The organism is Enterococcus sp. PLH-Efm8, from assembly GCF_053011625.1.
In genome coordinates this window covers 2,421,361-2,441,623 of sequence record NZ_CP172568.1, presented here as the reverse complement: position 1 = coordinate 2,441,623, position 20,263 = coordinate 2,421,361, and the positions used below count along the sequence as shown (strand labels likewise).

The 20,263-nt window shown below is 39.5% G+C and carries 20 protein-coding genes and 1 other RNA gene; 12 read left to right on the top strand and 9 right to left on the bottom strand.

What is annotated here, in order from left to right; genetic code table 11:
• From ACIFUW_RS12050 to ACIFUW_RS12025, 6 genes are all read right to left on the bottom strand, one after another.
• Complete coding sequence (locus tag ACIFUW_RS12050) at positions 1–129, bottom strand: hypothetical protein (RefSeq protein ID WP_002293651.1); 129 nt, start codon at positions 127–129, stop codon at positions 1–3.
• 344 nt (positions 130–473) lie between these two features.
• Complete coding sequence (locus ACIFUW_RS12045) at positions 474–617, bottom strand: portal protein (protein WP_002293650.1); 144 nt, start codon at positions 615–617, stop codon at positions 474–476.
• A gap of 221 nt (positions 618–838) precedes the next feature.
• Entirely contained in the window at positions 839–1,318 is a 480-nt protein-coding gene (locus ACIFUW_RS12040; protein WP_002293649.1) for a universal stress protein, read from the bottom strand.
• A gap of 72 nt (positions 1,319–1,390) precedes the next feature.
• Complete coding sequence (locus tag ACIFUW_RS12035) at positions 1,391–1,675, bottom strand: hypothetical protein (protein WP_002293648.1); 285 nt, start codon at positions 1,673–1,675, stop codon at positions 1,391–1,393.
• A 77-nt stretch (positions 1,676–1,752) separates the two neighbouring features.
• A non-coding RNA gene (gene ssrS / locus ACIFUW_RS12030) (6S RNA) lies at positions 1,753–1,947 on the bottom strand.
• Positions 1,948–2,018: 71 nt separating this feature from the next.
• A complete protein-coding gene (locus ACIFUW_RS12025; protein ID WP_002289088.1) occupies positions 2,019–3,305 on the bottom strand; it encodes a replication-associated recombination protein A in 1,287 nt (428 codons plus the stop codon).
• Positions 3,306–3,442: 137 nt separating this feature from the next.
• Between ACIFUW_RS12025 and ACIFUW_RS12020 the strand changes: the two genes are divergently transcribed.
• The 7 genes from ACIFUW_RS12020 (at position 3,443) to ACIFUW_RS11990 (ending at position 10,626) form a co-directional block, all read left to right on the top strand.
• Positions 3,443–4,114 carry a DNA-3-methyladenine glycosylase gene (locus ACIFUW_RS12020; RefSeq protein ID WP_002289090.1) on the top strand — a complete coding sequence of 224 codons (672 nt, stop codon included), beginning with the start codon at positions 3,443–3,445 and terminating at the stop codon, positions 4,112–4,114.
• Positions 4,080–4,568 carry a DUF3013 family protein gene (locus ACIFUW_RS12015; RefSeq protein WP_002289091.1) on the top strand — a complete coding sequence of 163 codons (489 nt, stop codon included), beginning with the start codon at positions 4,080–4,082 and terminating at the stop codon, positions 4,566–4,568. Before ACIFUW_RS12020 ends, ACIFUW_RS12015 begins: the two co-directional genes overlap by 35 nt.
• Positions 4,569–4,580: 12 nt before the next feature.
• Positions 4,581–5,528, top strand: coding sequence for a 50S ribosomal protein L11 methyltransferase (gene prmA / locus ACIFUW_RS12010; RefSeq protein WP_002289093.1), 948 nt, complete (start codon positions 4,581–4,583; stop codon positions 5,526–5,528).
• Positions 5,529–6,293: a 16S rRNA (uracil(1498)-N(3))-methyltransferase gene (locus ACIFUW_RS12005; protein WP_002289095.1), complete on the top strand. Its 765-nt coding sequence runs from the start codon at positions 5,529–5,531 to the stop codon at positions 6,291–6,293.
• A 232-nt stretch (positions 6,294–6,525) separates the two neighbouring features.
• Positions 6,526–8,739 (top strand): RelA/SpoT family protein, encoded by a 2,214-nt coding sequence (locus tag ACIFUW_RS12000; protein WP_002289096.1) that lies wholly within the window; start codon positions 6,526–6,528, stop codon positions 8,737–8,739.
• A gap of 10 nt (positions 8,740–8,749) precedes the next feature.
• On the top strand, positions 8,750–9,196 hold the full coding sequence (dtd, locus tag ACIFUW_RS11995; RefSeq protein WP_002289097.1) for a D-aminoacyl-tRNA deacylase: 447 nt from the start codon (positions 8,750–8,752) through the stop codon (positions 9,194–9,196).
• Positions 9,197–9,366: 170 nt separating this feature from the next.
• Positions 9,367–10,626 (top strand): cytochrome P450, encoded by a 1,260-nt coding sequence (locus ACIFUW_RS11990; protein WP_002289099.1) that lies wholly within the window; start codon positions 9,367–9,369, stop codon positions 10,624–10,626.
• Between the two features lie 88 nt (positions 10,627–10,714).
• Here the strand turns inward: ACIFUW_RS11990 and ACIFUW_RS11985 are convergent, their stop codons facing one another.
• The gene (locus ACIFUW_RS11985) at positions 10,715–11,662 is read right to left on the bottom strand and encodes an aldo/keto reductase (RefSeq protein WP_002289101.1); all 948 of its coding nucleotides are present in this window, start codon (positions 11,660–11,662) and stop codon (positions 10,715–10,717) included.
• Between the two features lie 393 nt (positions 11,663–12,055).
• On the opposite strand from ACIFUW_RS11985, the gene hisS reads away from it, so the two are divergent.
• The 4 genes from hisS to ACIFUW_RS11965 all read left to right on the top strand — a co-directional run bounded on the left by hisS (position 12,056) and on the right by ACIFUW_RS11965 (position 18,265).
• On the top strand, positions 12,056–13,348 hold the full coding sequence (gene hisS, locus ACIFUW_RS11980) for a histidine--tRNA ligase (protein ID WP_002289103.1): 1,293 nt from the start codon (positions 12,056–12,058) through the stop codon (positions 13,346–13,348).
• A 14-nt stretch (positions 13,349–13,362) separates the two neighbouring features.
• Complete coding sequence (gene aspS / locus ACIFUW_RS11975) at positions 13,363–15,132, top strand: aspartate--tRNA ligase (protein ID WP_002289105.1); 1,770 nt, start codon at positions 13,363–13,365, stop codon at positions 15,130–15,132.
• Between the two features lie 108 nt (positions 15,133–15,240).
• Positions 15,241–16,116 carry a YitT family protein gene (locus ACIFUW_RS11970; RefSeq protein WP_002293644.1) on the top strand — a complete coding sequence of 292 codons (876 nt, stop codon included), beginning with the start codon at positions 15,241–15,243 and terminating at the stop codon, positions 16,114–16,116.
• 265 nt (positions 16,117–16,381) lie between these two features.
• The gene (locus ACIFUW_RS11965) at positions 16,382–18,265 is read left to right on the top strand and encodes an acyltransferase family protein (RefSeq protein ID WP_002303199.1); all 1,884 of its coding nucleotides are present in this window, start codon (positions 16,382–16,384) and stop codon (positions 18,263–18,265) included.
• A gap of 74 nt (positions 18,266–18,339) precedes the next feature.
• Here ACIFUW_RS11965 and ACIFUW_RS11960 read toward each other — a convergent pair whose 3' ends face one another.
• On the bottom strand, positions 18,340–18,624 hold the full coding sequence (locus ACIFUW_RS11960; RefSeq protein WP_002304776.1) for a GIY-YIG nuclease family protein: 285 nt from the start codon (positions 18,622–18,624) through the stop codon (positions 18,340–18,342).
• On the bottom strand, positions 18,614–19,348 hold the full coding sequence (locus ACIFUW_RS11955) for a tRNA1(Val) (adenine(37)-N6)-methyltransferase (RefSeq protein WP_002288957.1): 735 nt from the start codon (positions 19,346–19,348) through the stop codon (positions 18,614–18,616). Before ACIFUW_RS11955 ends, ACIFUW_RS11960 begins: the two co-directional genes overlap by 11 nt.
• A gap of 128 nt (positions 19,349–19,476) precedes the next feature.
• Between ACIFUW_RS11955 and ACIFUW_RS11950 the strand changes: the two genes are divergently transcribed.
• On the top strand, positions 19,477–20,100 hold the full coding sequence (locus tag ACIFUW_RS11950; protein ID WP_002288956.1) for a lysophospholipid acyltransferase family protein: 624 nt from the start codon (positions 19,477–19,479) through the stop codon (positions 20,098–20,100).
• Positions 20,101–20,263 lie beyond the last annotated feature (163 nt).

The following is a 20,263-nucleotide window of genomic DNA, read 5'->3' as shown; positions in this document are numbered from 1 at the left end:
TTACGTGAATTCAACTGTTTTGGACAAACTTGTCCCGTCAACAGCAACTGTAAAACCAATTGCATGGCTAAATGCGATATGGTATCGTTGGTAATTTTCATTACTTGTTATTTTAGTCATGCGCATCATAGTATTTTCCCTCCTTCGTGTAGTTGTCTTTTCCAGTGTACCTGAAAGTGTCAGAAAGTTCAACTAGCGCTGACATTTACTTAATATTTATCGATGTGTAATTCTGTCAGAGAGCTTTTTTTATCTGACTGAGGGTAATGTCTCGTGGACCACATCATTGTATTCTGAGCTAAACCAGCGTTCAGGCGAAATCATATGGTGTTTGATAAAAAACTTTGTCTACATGACTTCCTTTTGCCATTTGCTTAATACCGTTGCATTAAACAGCTCTTCTCTTTGGAAATCTCACCAACATCGCGTTCAGGAGTATCGTTGTGGTTGCAATGGCAAGCGGTAGCCTTTCATCAATTCTTGAATGATTTACCGAATGTAGCACTTGCCTTCTCGCGGTACCCGAACCCGAAATAAAATTTTAGTTTGGCGATAAAATCGGTATCCGCCATCGATACTTCATATTTTTTCGTATCAGATTCATCGGAAACTTCCACATTGACGAACCAATAAGCTTTGGCATGCTTAGGTCGTTTTAAACCACACCAGGGCGACTAATCGCCCTGGTGTTCACTTTTTTTATTTTACTTGAACTCATTGACTGTTTTCCCTTTATTTTAAACATTATAAAGACCGATGAGTGCTTGCCGCGTCTTTTGTTTTTATCACGGTTTTTTGTGCAAAAAAACCTGCCGATAGTTGGCAGGTCGTCTACGTGTTAAGCTTTGGTGTGGTCTTTAGCTGGCAATTGGTTTTCTAAATCAGTTCGGACAACAAGCACATCGCAAGCTGCGTTTCTAATAACATATTCAGAAACAGAACCAATAAATAAACGTTCTACAGCATTCAATCCTGTGGCTCCTAACATAATCAAATCTACTTGATTATCTTCTGGGATTTCTCTGGCAATAATTTGTTTTGGTGAGCCATATTCTACGACAGAGGTTACATTATTCAAGCCAGCTTTCTTCGCATTGCTTTCATAATCTGCCAATGTTTGCTTTGCCATTTCAGTAGCTTGTTCTGCAAGCATTCCATCAAAGGATGAAACGGTTTGGAAAGAACGTGTGTCAATGACATGTGCTAATAGAAGTTCTCCGTTATTTCGGATAGCTACATTGACCGCCTTTTTAAAAGCTAATTCAGCTTCATCAGAACCATCTACGGCAACCATGATTTTTTTGTATTGTTGTAACATAAGCATTCACTCCTCAAGTCAATCGTATTGTACTCTTTTATTGTAGAACACTTTAGGGAAAAAGAGAATTATTTACTGCTTTGGTTCAGCAATTTTTTTTGCAAATCGGATACTGAAGGTGGCAGAAACAATAATTACGATCAGTAAAAAGACCAAGGCAATAAAGCGTTGATTGAAAAAAGCTGTTAAAATACCCATTACGCCTAAAACAGCATATGCAGCACCGTAAAATTGTAGGAATCCTTGATTTTTATCATTTTTGTTGATCAATACAAAAAAGATATCCTGTTTATTAAATAAATAATAGCTAACGAATAATAATACTAAAGTGGCGATAATCATTAAAATCCTAATCATGAACAAATCCTCCAAAATAAGCAACAAATAGAAAAAGCAATTTGCCAAGAGCAAATTGCTTTATTCTTTAAAAGATGGTAATCTCCGTTAATGCCGTTGTTTGTCCTGTAGTATTGATCCCGCGAATTCAAGCAGGTGGGTCCCATGGTCGTAGCTTCGAACTACCAAATGATAAGGCATGTTACCAGCAGTGACACAAGACGGGTCCCAAGATATCAATAAAAATGTTCGGTCAACACACAAAGAGGACAATTCGAACATCACAGATTTCCCACCTCTATAGTAGCATATGAATTTAAAAAGAGCAATGAGAGAGCTCGCAGAAACAGAACCGTTTTCTTGTCTAGTTTTTTGGAGGATGCTTTTTCCACTCTTTTATACGGTAATACTGTTGACCCAGAGCCTGTTCATATTTCCCTGTATCTTTTGGCTGATAATACTGAGCATTCTTCAGTTTATCTGGTAAATATTGCTGATTGACCCAAGCCTGATCAAAATGATGAGGATACTGATAACCCACGCCACGGTTGAGTGATTTCGCACCTTTGTAATGGCTATCTCTCAAATGATCAGGAACATCTCCAGCTTTGCCCTCTCGAATATCAGCAAGTGCTGCATCTAATGCCATGTAGGCAGAATTGGATTTTGGCGACAAGCAAAGATCGACGACGACGTCTGCTAGTGGGATACGTGCCTCAGGCAATCCCAATTTTTCAGCAGCTAATACAGCGTTCACTGTACGAGCCGCAGCAGCAGGATTACCTAAACCTATATCTTCATAACCGATAACCATCAGACGCCGGCAAATACTTGCCAGATCACCTGCCTCAACTAAACGGGCGAGATAATGAAGTGCAGCATCCACATCACTTCCACGAATCGATTTTTGAAAAGCCGAAATAACGTCATAATGAGCATCTCCATTTTTGTCATGGGTAAGAGCTTTTCTTTGGACACATTCTTCAATGATCGACAGTGTAAGATGAATCCTTCCTTCTTTATCTGAAGGAGTCGATAGTGTAGCCAGTTCCAGCCCATTCAATGCACTCCGCAAATCGCCGTTCGTTGCACGCGAAAGGTGAAGAAGAGCATCTTCGTCTAACTGGATTGCTTGTTGTCCAAGGCCGCGTTCTTTATCCCTTAAAGCATGTTCGACTGCCAACTGGATGTCTTGTTCTGTTAATGGTTTGACTTCAAAGATCTGTGTACGGCTGCGGATCGCTGGATTGATGGTAATATAAGGATTCTCAGTAGTCGCTCCGATCAAGATGATTCGGCCACTTTCTAAATGAGGAAGCAGAAAATCCTGTTTTGTTTTATCTAATCGGTGTACTTCATCCAATAAGAGGATCACTGTACCACTCATTTTTGCTTCTTCCGCTACAACTTGTAGATCCTTTTTTGAATCTGTAGCGGCGTTTAGCATGCGAAATGCATAATTAGTAGAGCCGGCGATCGCACTTGCGATACTCGTTTTTCCAGTACCAGGAGGTCCATATAGAATCATGGAAGAGAGCATGCGAGCATCGACCATGCGGCGTATGATTTTTCCTTCCCCGACTAGATGCTGCTGACCAACGACTTCATCGATCGTTCGAGGTCTCATGCGATAAGCCAATGGCTGTTGCATAGGATTTTCCTCCTTCTTGTTTTTACGTCCCTTAATTATATCATATTTAGCAAGATGCCTAGAAAGAACAGCCTTCTGTTGTTTTGTTTTCATAGCTTATCCAACTAATATTGTGTATGATAAAGTAGGTGAGAAAAATGACGGATAAACAAAAGATAGATGAATTTTTTTGGAATAAAACGACGCCAGAAGTGGCACGGGATTTATTGGGGATGTATTTGGAGCATGACACACCAGAAGGAAGATTAGCTGGATATATTGTAGACGCGGAAGCATACCTAGGTCCAGAAGACGAGGCCGCCCATAGCTATGGTTTAAGAAGAACACCGCGTGTGCGGGCAATGTATGAAAAACCAGGTACGATCTACCTTTACACGATGCATACTCATCGGATTTTGAACATCATTACTCAGCCAGAAGGGATTCCTCAAGGAGTAATGATACGTGCAATCGAACCCGCCGCAATGATTGATCAAATGAGTAAAAATCGTGGCGGAAAAACTGGTCCAGATATCAGCAACGGTCCGGGAAAATTAGTGGAAGCATTAGCAATTCCTCAAGAACTTTATGGTCAGTCTATAGCAGATAGTTCGTTACGCTTAGTTTTTGAGAAAAAAAAGACACCAAAAAAGATCAATGCTTTGCCTAGAATCGGTATCCCAAACAAAGGTGTATGGACAGAAAAGCCGTTGCGTTTTGTTGTGTCGGGAAATCCTTATATCTCTTTACAAAGAAAAAACCAAATCGAGAAAGATTGGGGTTGGAGGAAAGAAAATGAAAAAGAAGGATCTATTAACATATTTAGATGAAATAATTGAAAAACAAGTGACAGACTATGATGTAGCTTTAGATTGGGATACAAAAAATCATACGATCGAGATCGTTGTTCGCTTGTTTGCAGAAAATAAAGCACAATTTGAGATTGATGATGCAGAAGGGATCGTTTCGCAAGAACCAATTATCGAATTTGAAGACGGCGTACTTCTTTTTAATCCTCAGAAATCTGTTTTTGATGAACGCAATTATCTAGCAGTAATCCCTTATGAAGGAAAAAAAGGGTTGGCAAAATCAGTAGCTGATTCTTTAGTGGAATATCTAAATGAAGTATTAGCTCAAGGGCAAAGCGATTTGCTTGATTTTTTGGATGAAGACGATGACGAAGCTGTATTCGAGCTTCACTGGGATAATCAACAACTAGCAGAATTAGTAGAAGTAAAACAGCAAAATGAAGCAGATACTTATTTACCGTACCCAAGTTATTAAGGAGTGACAGATATGAAATGGAATGAAGTAAAAGTAGAAACTGAAAGTGAAGCAGTCGAAGCAGTTGCTAATATTTTGATGGAGGCAGGGGCGAGTGGTGTCGCGATTGAAGATTCTTTAGATGTTGAACATTTTCAGTCGGATCAATATGGTGAGATTTTAGATAAAAATGATTTTACATCGCTGAAAGAAGGCGCACTAGTCATGGCTTATTTTCCGGAAACGACTTTCTTACCGGAAATCTTGCCTTTTATCAAAGATCGTATCACACAATTACCTGAGTTTGGTCTAGCTATTGGAAAAAATAAAGTAACAGTTAGTGAAGTAGAGGAAAGCAACTGGGCAACAGCCTGGAAGAAATACTATCATCCGGTGCGTATTACGCGAATGCTGACGGTTGCGCCAAGCTGGGAAAACTACCAGACAGAAGATCCTCTAGAAAAAATTATCACACTAGATCCTGGTATGGCATTTGGCACAGGCACTCATCCCACGACTTCCTTGACATTGACAGCACTAGAAACAGTCTTGCGTGGTGGTGAAACATTGCTAGATGTGGGAACTGGGTCGGGCGTGCTAAGTATTGCAGCAAAATATCTTGGTGCAAAAGATGTCTATGCCTTTGATTTAGACGAAGTAGCCGTTCGTTCGGCGAAAGAAAATATGGATATGAATGAAATAGCCAAAGATGTCCATGTATCAGCTAACGATCTTTTGACAGGAATCGAGATTGAAAGTGATGTAATCGTTGCGAACATTTTAGCAGATATCATCTTATTGATGATCCCAGATGCTTGGCGTTTACTGAAGCAAACAGGCACGCTGATCGTTTCAGGAATCATTGAAGAGAAGAAGCAAATGGTTCTGGATGCCATGTTAGAACAAGGGTTTATCGTGGATCAAATTTTCCAGCAAAAAGACTGGTATGCAATTATTTTGAAAAAACCAGAGGTGGAATAGATGCAGCGGTATTTTTTAAAAGAATCATATGAATCAAAAGACTATTTTGTTTTAGAAGGGGAAAACTATCACCACATTGTACGGGTTATGAGGATGGAACCCGAGGATGAAGTTTTTTTGGCATTCAATGATCAAATAGCCATTGTTGCAGAAATCACGGAGATTACTGAAGAGGCTGTTTATCTGAAAGAAATTAAAAAAGAAGAAAATCAAAAGGAACTGCCAAGTTCGATTACCATAGCGAGTGGCTATCCTAAAGGGGAAAAGCTGGATTGGATCGTTCAGAAATCCACTGAATTAGGAGCGCAAGCTTTTCTTGGTTTCCCGGCATCAGCCTCTGTCGTTAAATGGGATGCAAAAAAACGTATGAAACGACAACAACGGCTTGAAAAGATTGCTCAAGAGGCAGCGGAACAATCCCATCGGCAGATCGTGCCATCAGTAGAGTTATTGGAAACGAAACAAGATTTATTTGAGCGGCTAGATGATTATGACGTGGTCTTGGTTGCTTATGAGGAATCAGCAAAGCAAGGCGAAAAATCAAATGCAGCCAAAATTCTTAGTGAAACAAAACCAGATAGTCGAATCTTAGCTGTCTTTGGACCAGAAGGTGGATTATCCCGCGATGAAGTCGATTATTTTGTAGAACACAAAGGGATACTTTGTGGATTAGGACCAAGAATCCTTCGTACAGAAACAGCACCTCTTTATTTATTAAGTGCTGCTAGCTATCAATGGGAATTAATGAATCCTTCTTTCAGCTAACGTTCTTCATTAATAAAAGAGTATCGACAGAAAGAATTGAAAAAATAGTCAACAATTTGTATAATAGAAACAATTATTTATACAATGGATACGAAAAATCGTTTGAAAAAGCTTTTAAAAAGCGAACATTTCCGTAAAAAAACGTATAACTGCACGGATTTTGGGACAATTATCAAACAGATATTTGTCCCGATTCCCGTTTTACCGAAAAAAGAAAGGGGGATCGATTCCTGTGACAAAAGAAGAAATTTTAACGGGACCCGGTGTCATAAAGCTCGTTAGTCAATACATGGGTCCCGAACATGTAGCATTTGTTGAGAAAGCATGCGAATACGCGACTGCTGCACATGACGGACAGTTTAGAAAATCAGGCGAACCCTACATTATTCATCCTATCCAAGTCGCAGGTATATTAGCAGATTTAAAAATGGATCCCCATACAGTGGCTACAGGCTTCTTACATGATGTTGTTGAAGATACAGAAATCACTTTAGAAGATCTGAGAGAAGAATTTGGCGATGACGTTGCTATGTTAGTGGACGGCGTAACCAAATTAGGGAAAATAAAATATAAATCCCACGAAGAGCAGCTAGCAGAAAACCACCGAAAGATGCTGCTAGCAATGGCTCAAGATTTACGAGTTATCATGGTCAAATTAGCTGATAGACTACATAACATGCGTACGTTGAAGCACCTGCGAGAAGATAAGCAAAGAAGGATCGCTCAGGAAACTTTAGAAATCTATGCGCCTCTTGCACATCGTCTAGGGATCAGCCGGATCAAATGGGAATTAGAAGATACAGCACTTCGTTATCTAAATCCAAAACAGTATTACCGTATCGTCCACTTGATGCAGACGAAGAGAGAAGAACGTGAAAAATACGTAAGTGGTACTGTTGAAGATATTCGAATAGCGACAGAAGAGCTGGGGATTTTTGCAGAAATCTATGGACGGCCAAAACACATTTATTCAATCTATCGTAAAATGAAAGATCAGAAAAAGCAGTTCAACGAAATTTATGACTTGCTAGCTATTCGAGTGATCGTAGATTCAATCAAGGATTGTTATGCTGTATTAGGAGCAATCCACACAAAATGGAAACCAATGCCCGGCAGATTTAAGGATTATATTGCCATGCCAAAAGCTAATATGTACCAATCTTTGCATACTACCGTGATCGGTCCGGCAGGAAATCCGGTAGAAATTCAAATCCGAACACAGGAAATGCATGAAATCGCTGAATTCGGGGTTGCTGCACACTGGGCCTATAAAGAAGGAAAAAATGAAAAAGTAGAACCAGATGGTATGACGAAACAATTAAGCTGGTTCCATGAGATACTCGAACTTCAAGACGAAAGCTATGATGCTTCTGAATTTATGGAAGGCGTAAAAGGAGATATCTTTAGTGATAAAGTCTACGTCTTCACACCAAAAGGAGACGTTACTGAGTTACCAAAAGGATCCGGACCATTGGACTTTGCATACAGTATCCATACAGATATCGGTAACAAAACCACTGGTGCAAAAGTAAATGGCAAAATGGTGCAGCTTGATTACAAATTGAAAAACGGAGATATCATTGAGATCATGACTTCTCCAAATTCATTTGGCCCAAGTCGCGACTGGTTGAAATTAGTTGCTACTAGCAAAGCAAGAAATAAGATCAAACGTTTCTTCAAAGCCCAAGATCGAGAAGAAAATGTGATCAAAGGCCACGAATCCGTGGTCAAATGTATTACAGATCTAGGATTTACGCCTAAAGATATTTTGACGAAGAACAAACTGCAAGAAGCACTCGATCGTTTTAATTATCAAACAGAAGATGATCTCTATGCAGCTGTAGGGTATGGAGAAGTTAGCCCCTTGACGATGGCCAATCGTCTGACTGAAAAAGAACGTAAAGAACAAAAAATCGAGCAGCAAAAGCAAGAAGCAGAAGAAATCATGAATCAGCCGAAAAAAGAACCTGACAAAATGAAAGTACGTCATGAAGGTGGCGTTGTCATTCAAGGGGTAGAAAACTTACTAATTCGTATCAGTCGCTGCTGTAATCCGATTCCTGGTGATGATATCGTTGGTTATATCACTAAAGGCAGAGGGATATCCATTCATCGTCGAGATTGTCCGAATGTTCAGCCTGACAAACCAAATGTAGCAGAACGTTTGATTGAAGTCGAATGGGAAGATACATCGAATACACGAAAAGAGTATGATGCAGATTTGGAAATTTACGGCTATAATCGTTCAGGCTTATTGAATGATGTACTTCAAACAGTCAATGCGCTAACGAAAAATCTCAACAGCGTTGAAGCACGGACGAATAAAGATAAAATGGCGACGATCCATTTGACGGTTGGTATCCAGAATTTATCCCACCTAAAGAGTATCGTGGATAAAATCAAAGCAGTACCTGATGTCTACAGTGTACGCCGGACGAATGGATAGGAGGACAGATATGAGAGCAGTTGTTCAACGGGTAAGTAAAGCTGCTGTGTCAGTCGATCAGCAAGAAATTGGAAAAATTGGCTACGGCCTACTTGTTTTATTAGGCATTCATGAAACCGATACGCAAAAAGATGTGGACTATCTGGTAAAAAAAATTGCACAAATGCGTATTTTTGAAGATGAACAAGGAAAAATGAATATTAGTGTAGAAGATGTGGGAGGACAAATTTTAAGTATCTCTCAATTCACACTGTTTGCGGATACGAAAAAAGGAAATCGACCAAGCTTTGTGGAAGCCGCACGACCAGAAACAGCTATTCCTTTATACGAATCATTCAATGAAGGAATCAGAAGTCGCGGCATCACAGTCGCTACCGGACAATTCGGAGCAGATATGTCGGTTTCTCTCGTCAATGATGGACCTGTAACGATCATTATTGATTCTAAAAACAAATAAAGTAATCTGGTTTTCACTAGTAAAAACTATGAAACACGTCGCTTAAGTTAGACTGATAAACTCTAACTTAAGTGGCTTTTTTGTCTGCAAAAAGCGCTTCTTTTGTCAGCAGTCGGAAAAAAAGTTAAGCTTAAATTATACAAGTTATTTTTTATAGGAGGTTGCTGAAGATGAAAGAAGTACCAGTAGTAGATATCAAAATCACAGATTTAAAAAAATTGTATCAAAAAGGATACAACATGTTGGAGGAGTTACGCCATGAAGCGGACGCTCCCGTCGTCAAAGCAAAGATTTTCAATAAAGAAGCTATCACGATCTACGGATCATCAGCAGCAAAAGTATTTTATGATCCAAGGAATTTCAAACGAAAAGGTGCTATGCCAAAATTAGTATTGAAGACACTTTTTGGTCAAGGTGGAGTACAGACTTTGGATGGAGCTGCTCATCACCATCGGAAAAATATTTTTATGGATCTAATGACACCGGAAAGAATGGAAGATTATCATCGTATCTTAGATAAGAATCTGACACAAGCACTTGAAGCACAGCATGGTCAATTTGAACTATTTGATTTAAGTAAGATGGTTTTCTTTACATCTATTTGCGAGTGGGCAGGTATCAATTTATCAGCGATTTCTAAAGATGAGGTCGAAAAATTAGCAGAATATCAAATCTCTATGATCAGCGGAACGTTTACTTCTCCGATTGATCACATAAAAGGTGTCGAGAATCGCAAAAAATCAGAAAAATGGGCGCAAGGCTTGATTGAAGAAGCTCGACAAAATCCTGTGGCTGGAAAAGAAAATGTGGCATTATATGCTTTTGCCAATGCCACAGATTTAGATGGTCAGCTTTTACCTCTGGAAGTGGCAGCTGTTGAATTATTGAACATCATCCGTCCAACGGTTGCTCTAACTGTGTGGGCGGCATTGATGGGACATGCACTTTTCAGTAGACCAGATTTGTATCAGCAATTAAAAAATGACTTTTCGACGTTACAAGATCCGTTTATTCAAGAAATGAGACGCTATTATCCTTTCTTCCCAATGCTACCTGCGATTTCGCTGAAAGAAGTAGAAGTAGATGGTTATCGTATACCAGAAGGCAGTTGGGTTATTTTAGATTTATATGGAACAGACCATGATGAACGAACAGTTGAAGCGCCAGATTCCTTTATGATCAAACGGTATGTAGGGAAAGCAAAAGATATTTCCTATAAAGAAGAATATGAGATGATTGCACAAGGCGGGGGAAATTTTCGACAAATGCATCGCTGTGCAGGAGAATGGATCACTCTTCATAGTCTACGTGTGTTTTCCGATCAGCTAGTAAATAAGTTTGAGTTCTCTGTACCTGAACAAGATTGGACGATTCCATTCAATCAGTTTCCGACTTATCCGAATAGCCGAGCGCTACTTTACAAGAATTAGATTAGCATAAACTTATCGAAAAAAAGGAAGATCAAACAGTGCTGATCTTCCTTTTTTCATATTACTATAAATTGATAAGGTCAATTGATCAAAATCCACGAAATGCTTCATCAATGGTTTGATAATCTTCATTGGATAAATGCAAATCTAAAGCTTGGACATTGTCAGATACTTGCTCTGGACGCTTAGCTCCAGGTATAACTACAGACACTCGTGGATTCTTCATGTACCAAGCTAAAACAAGTTGCGCAGGAGTGGCTTGGTATCTTTTAGCAATGGGGCGAAGTACATCGACAGCGGTTAAAATTTCTCTGAAACGTTCTCCTTGGAAATCTGGATTTCTTTTTCGAGGATCTCCTTCACCAAATTGTTTTTCCTCACCAAGTTCATATTTTCCTGTCAGCAAACCGGAAGCAAGAGGAAAATAGGGAACAAAACTGATTTTGTTTTTTTCAAGATAAGGGAATAATTCTTTTTCAGCCTGCCGATGGATCAAACTGTATTTATCTTCTACTACATCGACATATCCATCTGCATTCGCTTCTTTCAATTGTTCTAACGTGAAGTTTGACACACCGACTGCTCGGATTTTTCCTGCTTCTTTTAATTCGTGCAATGTAGCAACTGATTCATTTTTTGGTGTGCTTTCATCCGGAAAGTGGATATAAAAAATGTCGATGTAATCAGTTTGCAGACGTTTTAGTGCATCTTCCACCGATTGTTTGAGAAACTCAGGAGAATTATCAAATGTTCGCCCTTTATTTGGTACATGAGCAGCTTTTGTAGCGATGACGACACGTGAGCGATCATATTCTTTTTCCTTCAGTACCTCGCCAATCAGTTCTTCGGAACGGCCGTTTCCGTAAGCATAAGCGGTATCGATCAAATTGATCCCGCTATTCAAAGCTGTACGAACTACTTGTTTTCCTGTCTCATCTTCCAAACCGTCAAAAAGATTATGTCCTCCAACGGCATTTGCTCCTAATCCAAGCTGTTCTGCGTAGACTTGTGAATGTCCGATTCTTATTTCTGCCATAGCTGATTCCTCCTTTTTGTCTAGTCTAAAACAAAATACCAAAAAGCTAAACTAAAACGTTTTTGTGAGGGGAAATAGTCAGATATCTCTTGACTTTGAGACTGGTTTTTAGTAGGTTATAAGTAATATCGAATGTCAATGAAAGAGCGAGTAAGTTTTTGAAACTTTACAAGAGAGGATCATCGAGGCTGAAAATGATCTAAAGTTTCATTAGCCTAAAGACACTCTGGAGATGGACGAGTGAAAAGCCGTCCCGCGTACGAGCGTTATTCGTAAGAGGAAAGAGAAATCTTTCAAAATTAGGTGGTACCGTGTATGAATTTCATTCACCCTTGTTCATGATGAACAAGGGTGATTTTTTTATTTACATAGCTAAGAAAGGGAGAGAAAACTATGAGTTTCCAAAGACCAAAAGGAACAAATGATATTTTGCCAGGCGAATCAGAAAAATGGCAGTTTGTCGAAGAAACAGCACGTTTATTATTCAGAGATTATCAGTATAATGAAATGCGTACACCGATTTTTGAACACTATGAAGTGATATCCCGAAGTGTAGGGGATACAACGGATATCGTTTCAAAAGAGATGTATGATTTTTATGACAAAGGGGAACGCCATGTGACGCTTCGACCAGAAGGTACAGCACCAATCGTTCGTTCTTTTGTTGAGCATAAATTGTTCGGCCCAGAGTATGCGAAACCGTTCAAAACTTTTTATATGGGACCAATGTTTCGCTACGAACGCCCTCAAAAAGGACGGTTACGTCAATTCCATCAAATCGGAGTAGAAGCATTTGGATCAGAAAACCCTGCAACTGATGTGGAGAGCATGGTGATGGCACTTGATTTCTTCAAACAGTTGGGGATCACGCAAATCCGGCTAGTCATCAATTCATTAGGTGATAAAGAAACGCGTCAAGCCTATCGTCAAGCATTGATCGACTATCTTTTACCTTTTGAATCAGAGCTGAGTGAAGACTCTAAACGCCGCCTTCATGAAAATCCATTACGCGTATTGGACAGTAAAGACAAACGAGATCAAAAATTTGTGGCAGAAGCTCCATCTATCTTAGATTATCTAAGCGAGCCTGCTCAAAAACATTTTGATACCGTTGTTTCCATGCTGGATGCATTGGCTGTTCCTTATGAAATCGACAGTAATATGGTTCGCGGACTAGATTATTACACACATACGATTTTTGAAATCATGAGTGACGCACCAAAAATGGGGGCACAAGCAACGATTTGCGCAGGCGGACGTTATGACAATCTAGTGGAAGAACTAGGTGGTCCTTCAACACCTGGCTTCGGATTTGCAATGGGTATCGAGCGATTACTCTTGACTATGGAGGCAGAGGAAGTAGTTATCCCTGCATTTAATGAGTTGGATGCTTACGTGGTCGCACTCGGAGACGAAACAAATATCGAAGCATTGAAAGTGGTCCAAGCGATTCGAAACTTTGGTTTTTCAGCTGACCGCGACTTCATGAACCGTAAAGCAAAAGCGCAATTTAAGACAGCAGATAAAGCGAATGCCAAATTAGTATTGGTGATCGGTGAAGATGAGCTTGCTAGTCAAACGATTAATGTCAAAGCAATGGCAAGCCGAAAAGAAAAAAGTTTTCCATTAGAAGAGATATATGAACATTTTGATGAAGTCTATGATGAAATGACTTTATTCGAGTAGGAGGAAAAAAATAAATGGCACAAAGAACGATCTATTGCGGATTAGTTTCCGAACAACAATTAGAACAAACAGTTACATTAAAAGGATGGGTACAAAAAAGACGAGACCTTGGGGGAGTAATCTTTATCGACCTACGTGATCGTGAAGGAATCGTTCAAATCGTCTTTAATCCTGAAATCAACAAAGAAGCATGGGAAATCGCGGATAAATGTCGCAGTGAATACGTGATCGAAGTGACTGGGGAAGTTAGAAGACGCGGAGAAAATGCAGTAAATCCTAAAATGGCCACTGGTGAATTCGAAGTGATTGCAAGTGAAATCGTGATTTTGAATCAAGCAAAAACCCCGCCATTTCAAATTGAAGATGATCAAGCAATCAGTGACGAAATACGTTTGAAATATCGTTATTTGGATCTGCGTCGTCCAAAAATGACTAAAAACATCAAATTAAGAAATGCGACAACAAAAGCGATTCGTCATTATTTAGATGATAATGACTTTCTCGATATCGAAACACCTTACCTAGGGAAATCTACACCAGAAGGCGCAAGAGACTACCTAGTTCCTTCACGTGTCCATGCTGGACATTTCTATGCGTTGCCGCAATCTCCTCAATTGTTTAAACAATTGCTGATGAATGCTGGATTCGACCGTTATTATCAAATCGTTCGTTGTTTCCGCGATGAAGATTTACGTGGAGACCGTCAGCCTGAATTTACGCAAGTAGATATTGAAACAACGTTCTTAACAGCAGAAGAAATCCAAACTTACACAGAGGGATTGATTGCGAAGGTAATGAAAGAAGTTCGCGGTATCGAAGTCACATTGCCATTTCCTCGTATGACCTATGATGAAGCAATGGCTCGCTACGGCAGCGACAAACCGGATACACGTTTTGATATGGAATTGATCGATCTAAGCGATACAGTCAAAGAAGTAGAATTCAAAGTCTTCCAAATGGCTCTTGAAAACGGCGGTGTCGTGAAAGCATTGAATGCTAAAGGCGCTGCAGATCGCTACTCACGAAAAGACATGGATCAGTTAGGTCAATATGTAGGACAATTCGGAGCTAAGGGGCTTGCATGGCTGAAAGTAGAAGAAGACGGATTGAAAGGTCCAATTGCTAAATTCATGGGAGAAGCAACAGAAGCAATCATTAAAGCAACAGATGCAAAACCAGGTGACTTGCTGATGTTTGGCGCAGATAAAAGTGAAATCGTCGCTGCTGCATTAGGTGCTATCCGGACACGTTTAGGAAAAGAATTAGGACTAATTGATGAATCGAAATTCAATTTCTTATGGGTAACTGATTGGCCACAATTTGAATTTTCAGAAGAAGAAGGTCGATATGTCTCTGCTCACCATCCATTCACGATGCCAAAAGAAGAAGATATCCCGTTATTGGCTGAAGACCCTGCAAAAGTCTATGCAGAAGCTTATGATATCGTCTTGAACGGTTATGAATTAGGCGGAGGTTCTATCCGTATTCATACTCGTGAGCTTCAAGAAAAAGTACTAGAAACTCTAGGCTTTACAAAAGAACAAATGGAAGAACAATTTGGTTTCTTGTTAACAGCTTTAGATTACGGATTCCCTCCACATGGCGGTATTGCATTAGGATTGGACCGTTTTGCAATGTTATTAGCCGGAGAAGATAATATTCGTGAAGTCATTGCCTTTCCTAAAAACGGAAAAGCAGCAGATGTGATGAGTGATGCACCAAGTATGGTTTCGCCTTTACAATTGTTCGAATTGAATATTGATGTAACGAATATAGAAGAATAGCCGATAAAAAGGTAAAAAGGATTTGTCGAATACGCTTCTTTTGACAACCTTGATTTAATTGAAAAACACTTTATAATGAAGCCATAACATATAAAGCGGGGCTTTTCCATGAAAAAAACATTCGAAAATTGGGCTTATCATGATTACACGACCAAGCTTTCGGTATCTATCGTTTATGCGTTGATCGCATCAGTCGCATTGAATTTCTTTTATCAGCCAGGACATATTTATTCAAGTGGTATTACTGGTCTAGCTCAGATTTTGACGACTTTGTCAAAATCACTGATAGGATTCGAAGTACCGGTATCAACAACTTTGTATTTACTGAATATACCTTTGTTTGTATTGGCGTGGTTAAAAATCGGGAAGAAGTTTACAATTTTCACTTTTATCACAGTCACTTTGACCTCCCTTTGTATCCATATTTTACCGGAAACAGTCCTATCTACCGATCCAATCATCTGTGCGTTGTTTGGGGGGGCTGTGATGGGACTAGGTATTGGGCTAGCGTTGAGAAACGGCCTATCATCGGGCGGTCTAGATATCGTGAGTATCACGATTCGTAAAAAAACAGGAAAGTCGATTGGTTCTATTTCGATCTACTTCAATGCATTGATCGTTTTTGTTGCCGGAATTCTATTTGGCTGGCAATATATGTTTTACAGTACGTTGTCTATTTTCGTCAGTGGAAAAGTAACTGATGTCGTTTATACTAAACAAAAGAAGATGCAGGTAATGATCGTAACGAAACATCCAGAAAAAGTAGTAAATGAAATCCAAAACTGTATGCGTAGAGGGATCACGATCATCAATGAAGCAGAAGGTGCTTATAAGCATGATAAGCAGACAGTATTGATGACGATCGTTACACGATACGAACTGCCTCTACTTAGAGAAGCAATGAAAGCTTCTGATCCACAAGCTTTTGTAAGTATTGCAGAAAACGTCCAGATACTTGGTCGTTTCTATGAGGATGGCATTTAGATCGAGTTTGACAAAAATTCATGAAATACTGCTGTAGACAGACGTTCGTTTGTCTGCAGTTTTTTTCTACCATAGTAGAATCAGCAAAGAAAAACTGCTTTTTTATTTGAAATTTTCTTAAAGTTGAAAAAAAGCATGTTTATTTTTTTAAATTTATGGGATGATAGAAAAAAATAGTAGAGAAAGGACACGATTCTACTTGCTATTTTCACTTAATACCCGTATATTACGAATGAAAAAAGTTTATGAAAAGTTGGAATATTGAATGGAAAAACAAAAAAGGTTAAAAAACAGCCGCTACATCACTGGGTTTGATGGGCTCCGTTCATTAGCTGTGGTGGGTGTTATCTTCTATCACCTTCTGCCAACTAGTATGAAAGGCGGCTATTTGGGCGTTCCGATTTTTTTCGTCGTATCTGGTTATTTGATCACGGATCTGCTGCGGCAGGAATGGGAACAAAATGGAAAAATCAATATTTGGCAATTTTATGTCAGAAGAATGAAGAGACTCTATCCGGCACTTGTTTTTATGCTTGTGACAGCTTCGGCTTATATCACTTTGTTTCAGCGAGGGCTGTTAAACAATCTTCGAGGAGTTGTGGTCAGCAGCTTACTGTATGTCAACAACTGGTGGCAAATCAATAACGGTTTATCTTATTTCGATCGATTTGCTAATGAGTCACCGTTTACGCATATCTGGTCTTTAGCAGTAGAAGGTCAAAACTATTTGGTTTGGCCGATCTTGTTTGTATTGTTGATGGTATTTGTTCGTAAAAGAAAATGGATCTTTTATACTGTGTTAGGTACATCCTTCCTCTCCGCCATCTTGATGATGATCTTGTATACACCAGGAGGCGATCCAACCCGTGTTTATTACGGTACCGACACTCGTCTGTTTTCTATATGGTTGGGAAGTGCGCTTGCGTTTGTTTGGCCAAGTACGCGTTTAAAGAAAAACATCCCGAAACAAGCGAAAAATATTCTGAATATCGCTGGAGGAATCTCGCTTTTGGCACTGATTCTTTGCTTCTTCTTTTTAGATGATCATTACAATTTCATCTATTACGGAGGAATGCTCCTAGTGAGTCTGTTATGCGTAGTGCTAGTTGCAGTGACAGCACACCCCGGAGCAAGTTTGAATCGATGGCTGACAAATCCAGTATTTACTTGGATTGGCAAACGAAGCTATGGCATTTATCTGTATCAGTTTCCAGTTATGATTTTTTATGAAGCAAAGGTGACTGATATTGCCGATCATGTTTTGTTGCATACTTTAGTGGAAATCACATTGATTCTAATCATCAGTGAACTTTCTTATCGATATGTGGAGCGTCCGCTAGCACGTTTTGATTATGGTCGTACATTCCAAGTGATGAAAGGATGGTTCAGCAAACCGATCATCAGTAAGAGCAAACCATGGGTTGTTCCAGGCACATTACTTGTAGCAATTGCACTCGTTGGTTTCGTTACGGCACCGAAAAACGCTGTAACAGCCGATCAAAAACAACTGCAGGCAAAAATCGCTGAAAGTAAAAAATTAGCAGAAGAAACCAGAAACAATTCAGAAAACACCACTAGTTCGGTTGACCAAGCGATCCTTGATAAGTACGAGTTGTCCAAGGCACAAGGGAATAAGGCACAAAAATTAGAACTAACGGCATTTGGTGATTCAGTTATGTTGGATGCTGCAACGGATCTACAAGAACTTTATCCAAAAGTAGTGGTAGATGGAGATGTCGGACGACAATTATATGCCAGTGTACCGTACATTGAAAAATTAAAGGAACAAGATTTGTTGAAAGACACTGTTCTGATTGGACTAGGAACGAATGGCTCATTCTCGGAAGCTCAGTTTGATAGTGTGATGGATGCAATCGGTGATCGAAAAGTATACTGGGTCAATGTCCGAGTACCGACGAAGCGCTGGCAAAATGACGTGAATGCGATGCTTGAACAGATGACGAAAAAATACGACAATATGACGCTGATTGATTGGTACAGCTACAGTAATGACCATAGTGACTGGTTTTATGATGATCAAGTCCATCCAAATCCTGAAGGGATGACACATTACATTCACTTAGTCAGCGAAGCCTTGCTAGGAGGAAGTTCAAGTACGAACAGCAGTGAGACAAACGTGACAGAATGATAGCTACAAAAAACTTCAGGCAAAAACATTTGTTTTTGCCTGAAGTTTTTTTATATTTACCGTGTTTTTAACATTCATATAGATTCAGGAAGCAAAACGGTTGAGTGTGTCTGTAAATAACGTTCTTTTTGTTTTCGGGTGAGTTTTTTGAATGCAGCTTCTGCTTTTGTTGCTTCGCTTCTTGAAGAAAATACTTCTGCATGGATCATCTTAACAGGTCTTCTTTTTTGAAGACGAGTATATTTAGCACCAGTACCATTGTTATGTTCCTCTAATCGTCTAGAAAGATCGGTTGTATATCCACCATAAAATGTCTGATCTTTACAGAATAATACGTAAAAATAATGTTCATTTGCCATAGAGCATCTCACGAATCTCTGCAGTGTATTCTCCATCCATATTGTAAGTGATCAATGGTGGAGCGACTTTGAATCCGTCTAATTTGCCTTCTTTGATTCCTTCAACTAACAAAATATTTGCCTCTTTTCCAGGTTTTGGGTAAACAAATTGGATCCTTTTAGGTGCAATTCGATAGTCTTCCATGACCTGAATGATTTCTAAGAACCGATCAGGACGATGGACCATAGTAAAGCGTCCATTTGTTTTTAGTAGCTTACTTGAAATATCGATCACTTCTTCTAACGTCGTATGAATCTCATGACGGGCGATTGCCAGGTGTTTATTAGGGTTCGTTTTATTTGTTGGCAGCCCTTTGAAATAAGGTGGATTACAGACGACTAAGTCACAAGAATTATGTCGAACGACAGATAAGCTGTCTTTCAGATCGATGGTGTGGACAGTCATTTGTTCATTTAAATGGTTAAGCGCGATACTACGTCTTGCCATGTCTGCTAGACGAGGTTGAAGTTCGATAGCGTCGATAGCCGCCTGGGTTCGTTTACTTAAAAAAAGTCCAACTGCGCCATTTCCTGCACAAAGGTCAACAATCTTCCCTTTTTTAGGTACACGGGAAAAGTGAGCAAGCAGCACAGCATCTAAAGAAAAAGAAAACACTTTGGAACTTTGGATAATCTTGATATCTTCTGCGTATAATTGGTCGATTCGTTCGTCTTCGTGAAGCATGGATTCCCTCCAAAATGAAAAAAATAGTCGTCTGTATTATACTATTTTTATTAAAAAGAACCAAGGTGGCTTGTCAAACCTCTATTTTTTATGCATACTATGACCATAAGAAGGGAAAGGAAGAGACTATGTTTTATCGATTTATGCGCGGGGTAGTTCGAGTACTATTAGCCTTAGTTAATGGAAATGCCCGCTATGAGAATAAAGAAGTTTTACCGCAAGATGAGAATTACATACTAGTTGCTCCCCATCGTACTTGGTGGGACCCATTATATCTGGCGGTAGCTGCAGCACCCAAGGAATTCAGCTTTATGGCAAAAGAAGAACTGTTCAAAAATCCAGTTCTGCGATTTATATTAACTCGATCCAATGCTTTTCCAGTTAAAAGAGAAAATCCAGGACCAAGCGTCATTAAAACACCTGTAAAGATTTTGAAATCGACAAATTTGAGTTTGATCATGTTTCCCAGTGGGACAAGACATGCTACAGAACTTAAAGGCGGAATGGCATTGATTTCCAGAATGTCTAAAGCGAAAATCGTGCCAGCTGTATATCAAGGTCCGTTGACACTTGGGGATCTGTTCAAGCGTCAGAGAGTGACAGTGCGTTTCGGCGAACCAATCGACTTATCAGATATCAAGAAAACGGATAAAGAAGGTATGGCGGAGATCGAACGACGAACACAAGCAGCTTTTGACAAATTGGACAAAGAAGTGAACCCTGATTTCAAATATGAAGTCAAAAAAAAATAAAATGATAAGTTTATGCGTGGGCGGTCTTTTGAATCTACTGTCCTGTTCAGTTCAGACTTTTTCAATGAAAACGAGGGAGAGACGTCAAGTCTGCCCTCTTTTTGCGTTCCAATATGTAAAATAGAAGACAGGTGTCATGTAATGGATCAAAGTGTTATAATAA

Excerpts from the sequence above, each read along its gene's own strand:
- ACIFUW_RS11970 (WP_002293644.1), top strand. The coding sequence starts at position 15,241 with ATGAAAAAAACATTCGAAAATTGGGCTTATCATGATTACACGACCAAG.
- prmA (WP_002289093.1), top strand. The coding sequence starts at position 4,581 with ATGAAATGGAATGAAGTAAAAGTAGAAACTGAAAGTGAAGCAGTCGAA.
- ACIFUW_RS11990 (WP_002289099.1), top strand. The coding sequence starts at position 9,367 with ATGAAAGAAGTACCAGTAGTAGATATCAAAATCACAGATTTAAAAAAA.
- ACIFUW_RS12005 (WP_002289095.1), top strand. The coding sequence starts at position 5,529 with ATGCAGCGGTATTTTTTAAAAGAATCATATGAATCAAAAGACTATTTT.
- ACIFUW_RS11960 (WP_002304776.1), bottom strand. The coding sequence starts at position 18,624 with ATGGCAAATGAACATTATTTTTACGTATTATTCTGTAAAGATCAGACA.
- ACIFUW_RS12040 (WP_002293649.1), bottom strand. The coding sequence starts at position 1,318 with ATGTTACAACAATACAAAAAAATCATGGTTGCCGTAGATGGTTCTGAT.
- aspS (WP_002289105.1), top strand. The coding sequence starts at position 13,363 with ATGGCACAAAGAACGATCTATTGCGGATTAGTTTCCGAACAACAATTA.
- ACIFUW_RS12025 (WP_002289088.1), bottom strand. The coding sequence starts at position 3,305 with ATGCAACAGCCATTGGCTTATCGCATGAGACCTCGAACGATCGATGAA.
- ACIFUW_RS11950 (WP_002288956.1), top strand. The coding sequence starts at position 19,477 with ATGTTTTATCGATTTATGCGCGGGGTAGTTCGAGTACTATTAGCCTTA.
- ACIFUW_RS12050 (WP_002293651.1), bottom strand. The coding sequence starts at position 129 with ATGATGCGCATGACTAAAATAACAAGTAATGAAAATTACCAACGATAC.
- ACIFUW_RS12035 (WP_002293648.1), bottom strand. The coding sequence starts at position 1,675 with ATGATTAGGATTTTAATGATTATCGCCACTTTAGTATTATTATTCGTT.
- ACIFUW_RS11985 (WP_002289101.1), bottom strand. The coding sequence starts at position 11,662 with ATGGCAGAAATAAGAATCGGACATTCACAAGTCTACGCAGAACAGCTT.
- ACIFUW_RS11955 (WP_002288957.1), bottom strand. The coding sequence starts at position 19,348 with ATGCTTCACGAAGACGAACGAATCGACCAATTATACGCAGAAGATATC.
- ACIFUW_RS12020 (WP_002289090.1), top strand. The coding sequence starts at position 3,443 with ATGACGGATAAACAAAAGATAGATGAATTTTTTTGGAATAAAACGACG.
- hisS (WP_002289103.1), top strand. The coding sequence starts at position 12,056 with ATGAGTTTCCAAAGACCAAAAGGAACAAATGATATTTTGCCAGGCGAA.
- dtd (WP_002289097.1), top strand. The coding sequence starts at position 8,750 with ATGAGAGCAGTTGTTCAACGGGTAAGTAAAGCTGCTGTGTCAGTCGAT.
- ACIFUW_RS11965 (WP_002303199.1), top strand. The coding sequence starts at position 16,382 with ATGGAAAAACAAAAAAGGTTAAAAAACAGCCGCTACATCACTGGGTTT.
- ACIFUW_RS12015 (WP_002289091.1), top strand. The coding sequence starts at position 4,080 with ATGAAAAAGAAGGATCTATTAACATATTTAGATGAAATAATTGAAAAA.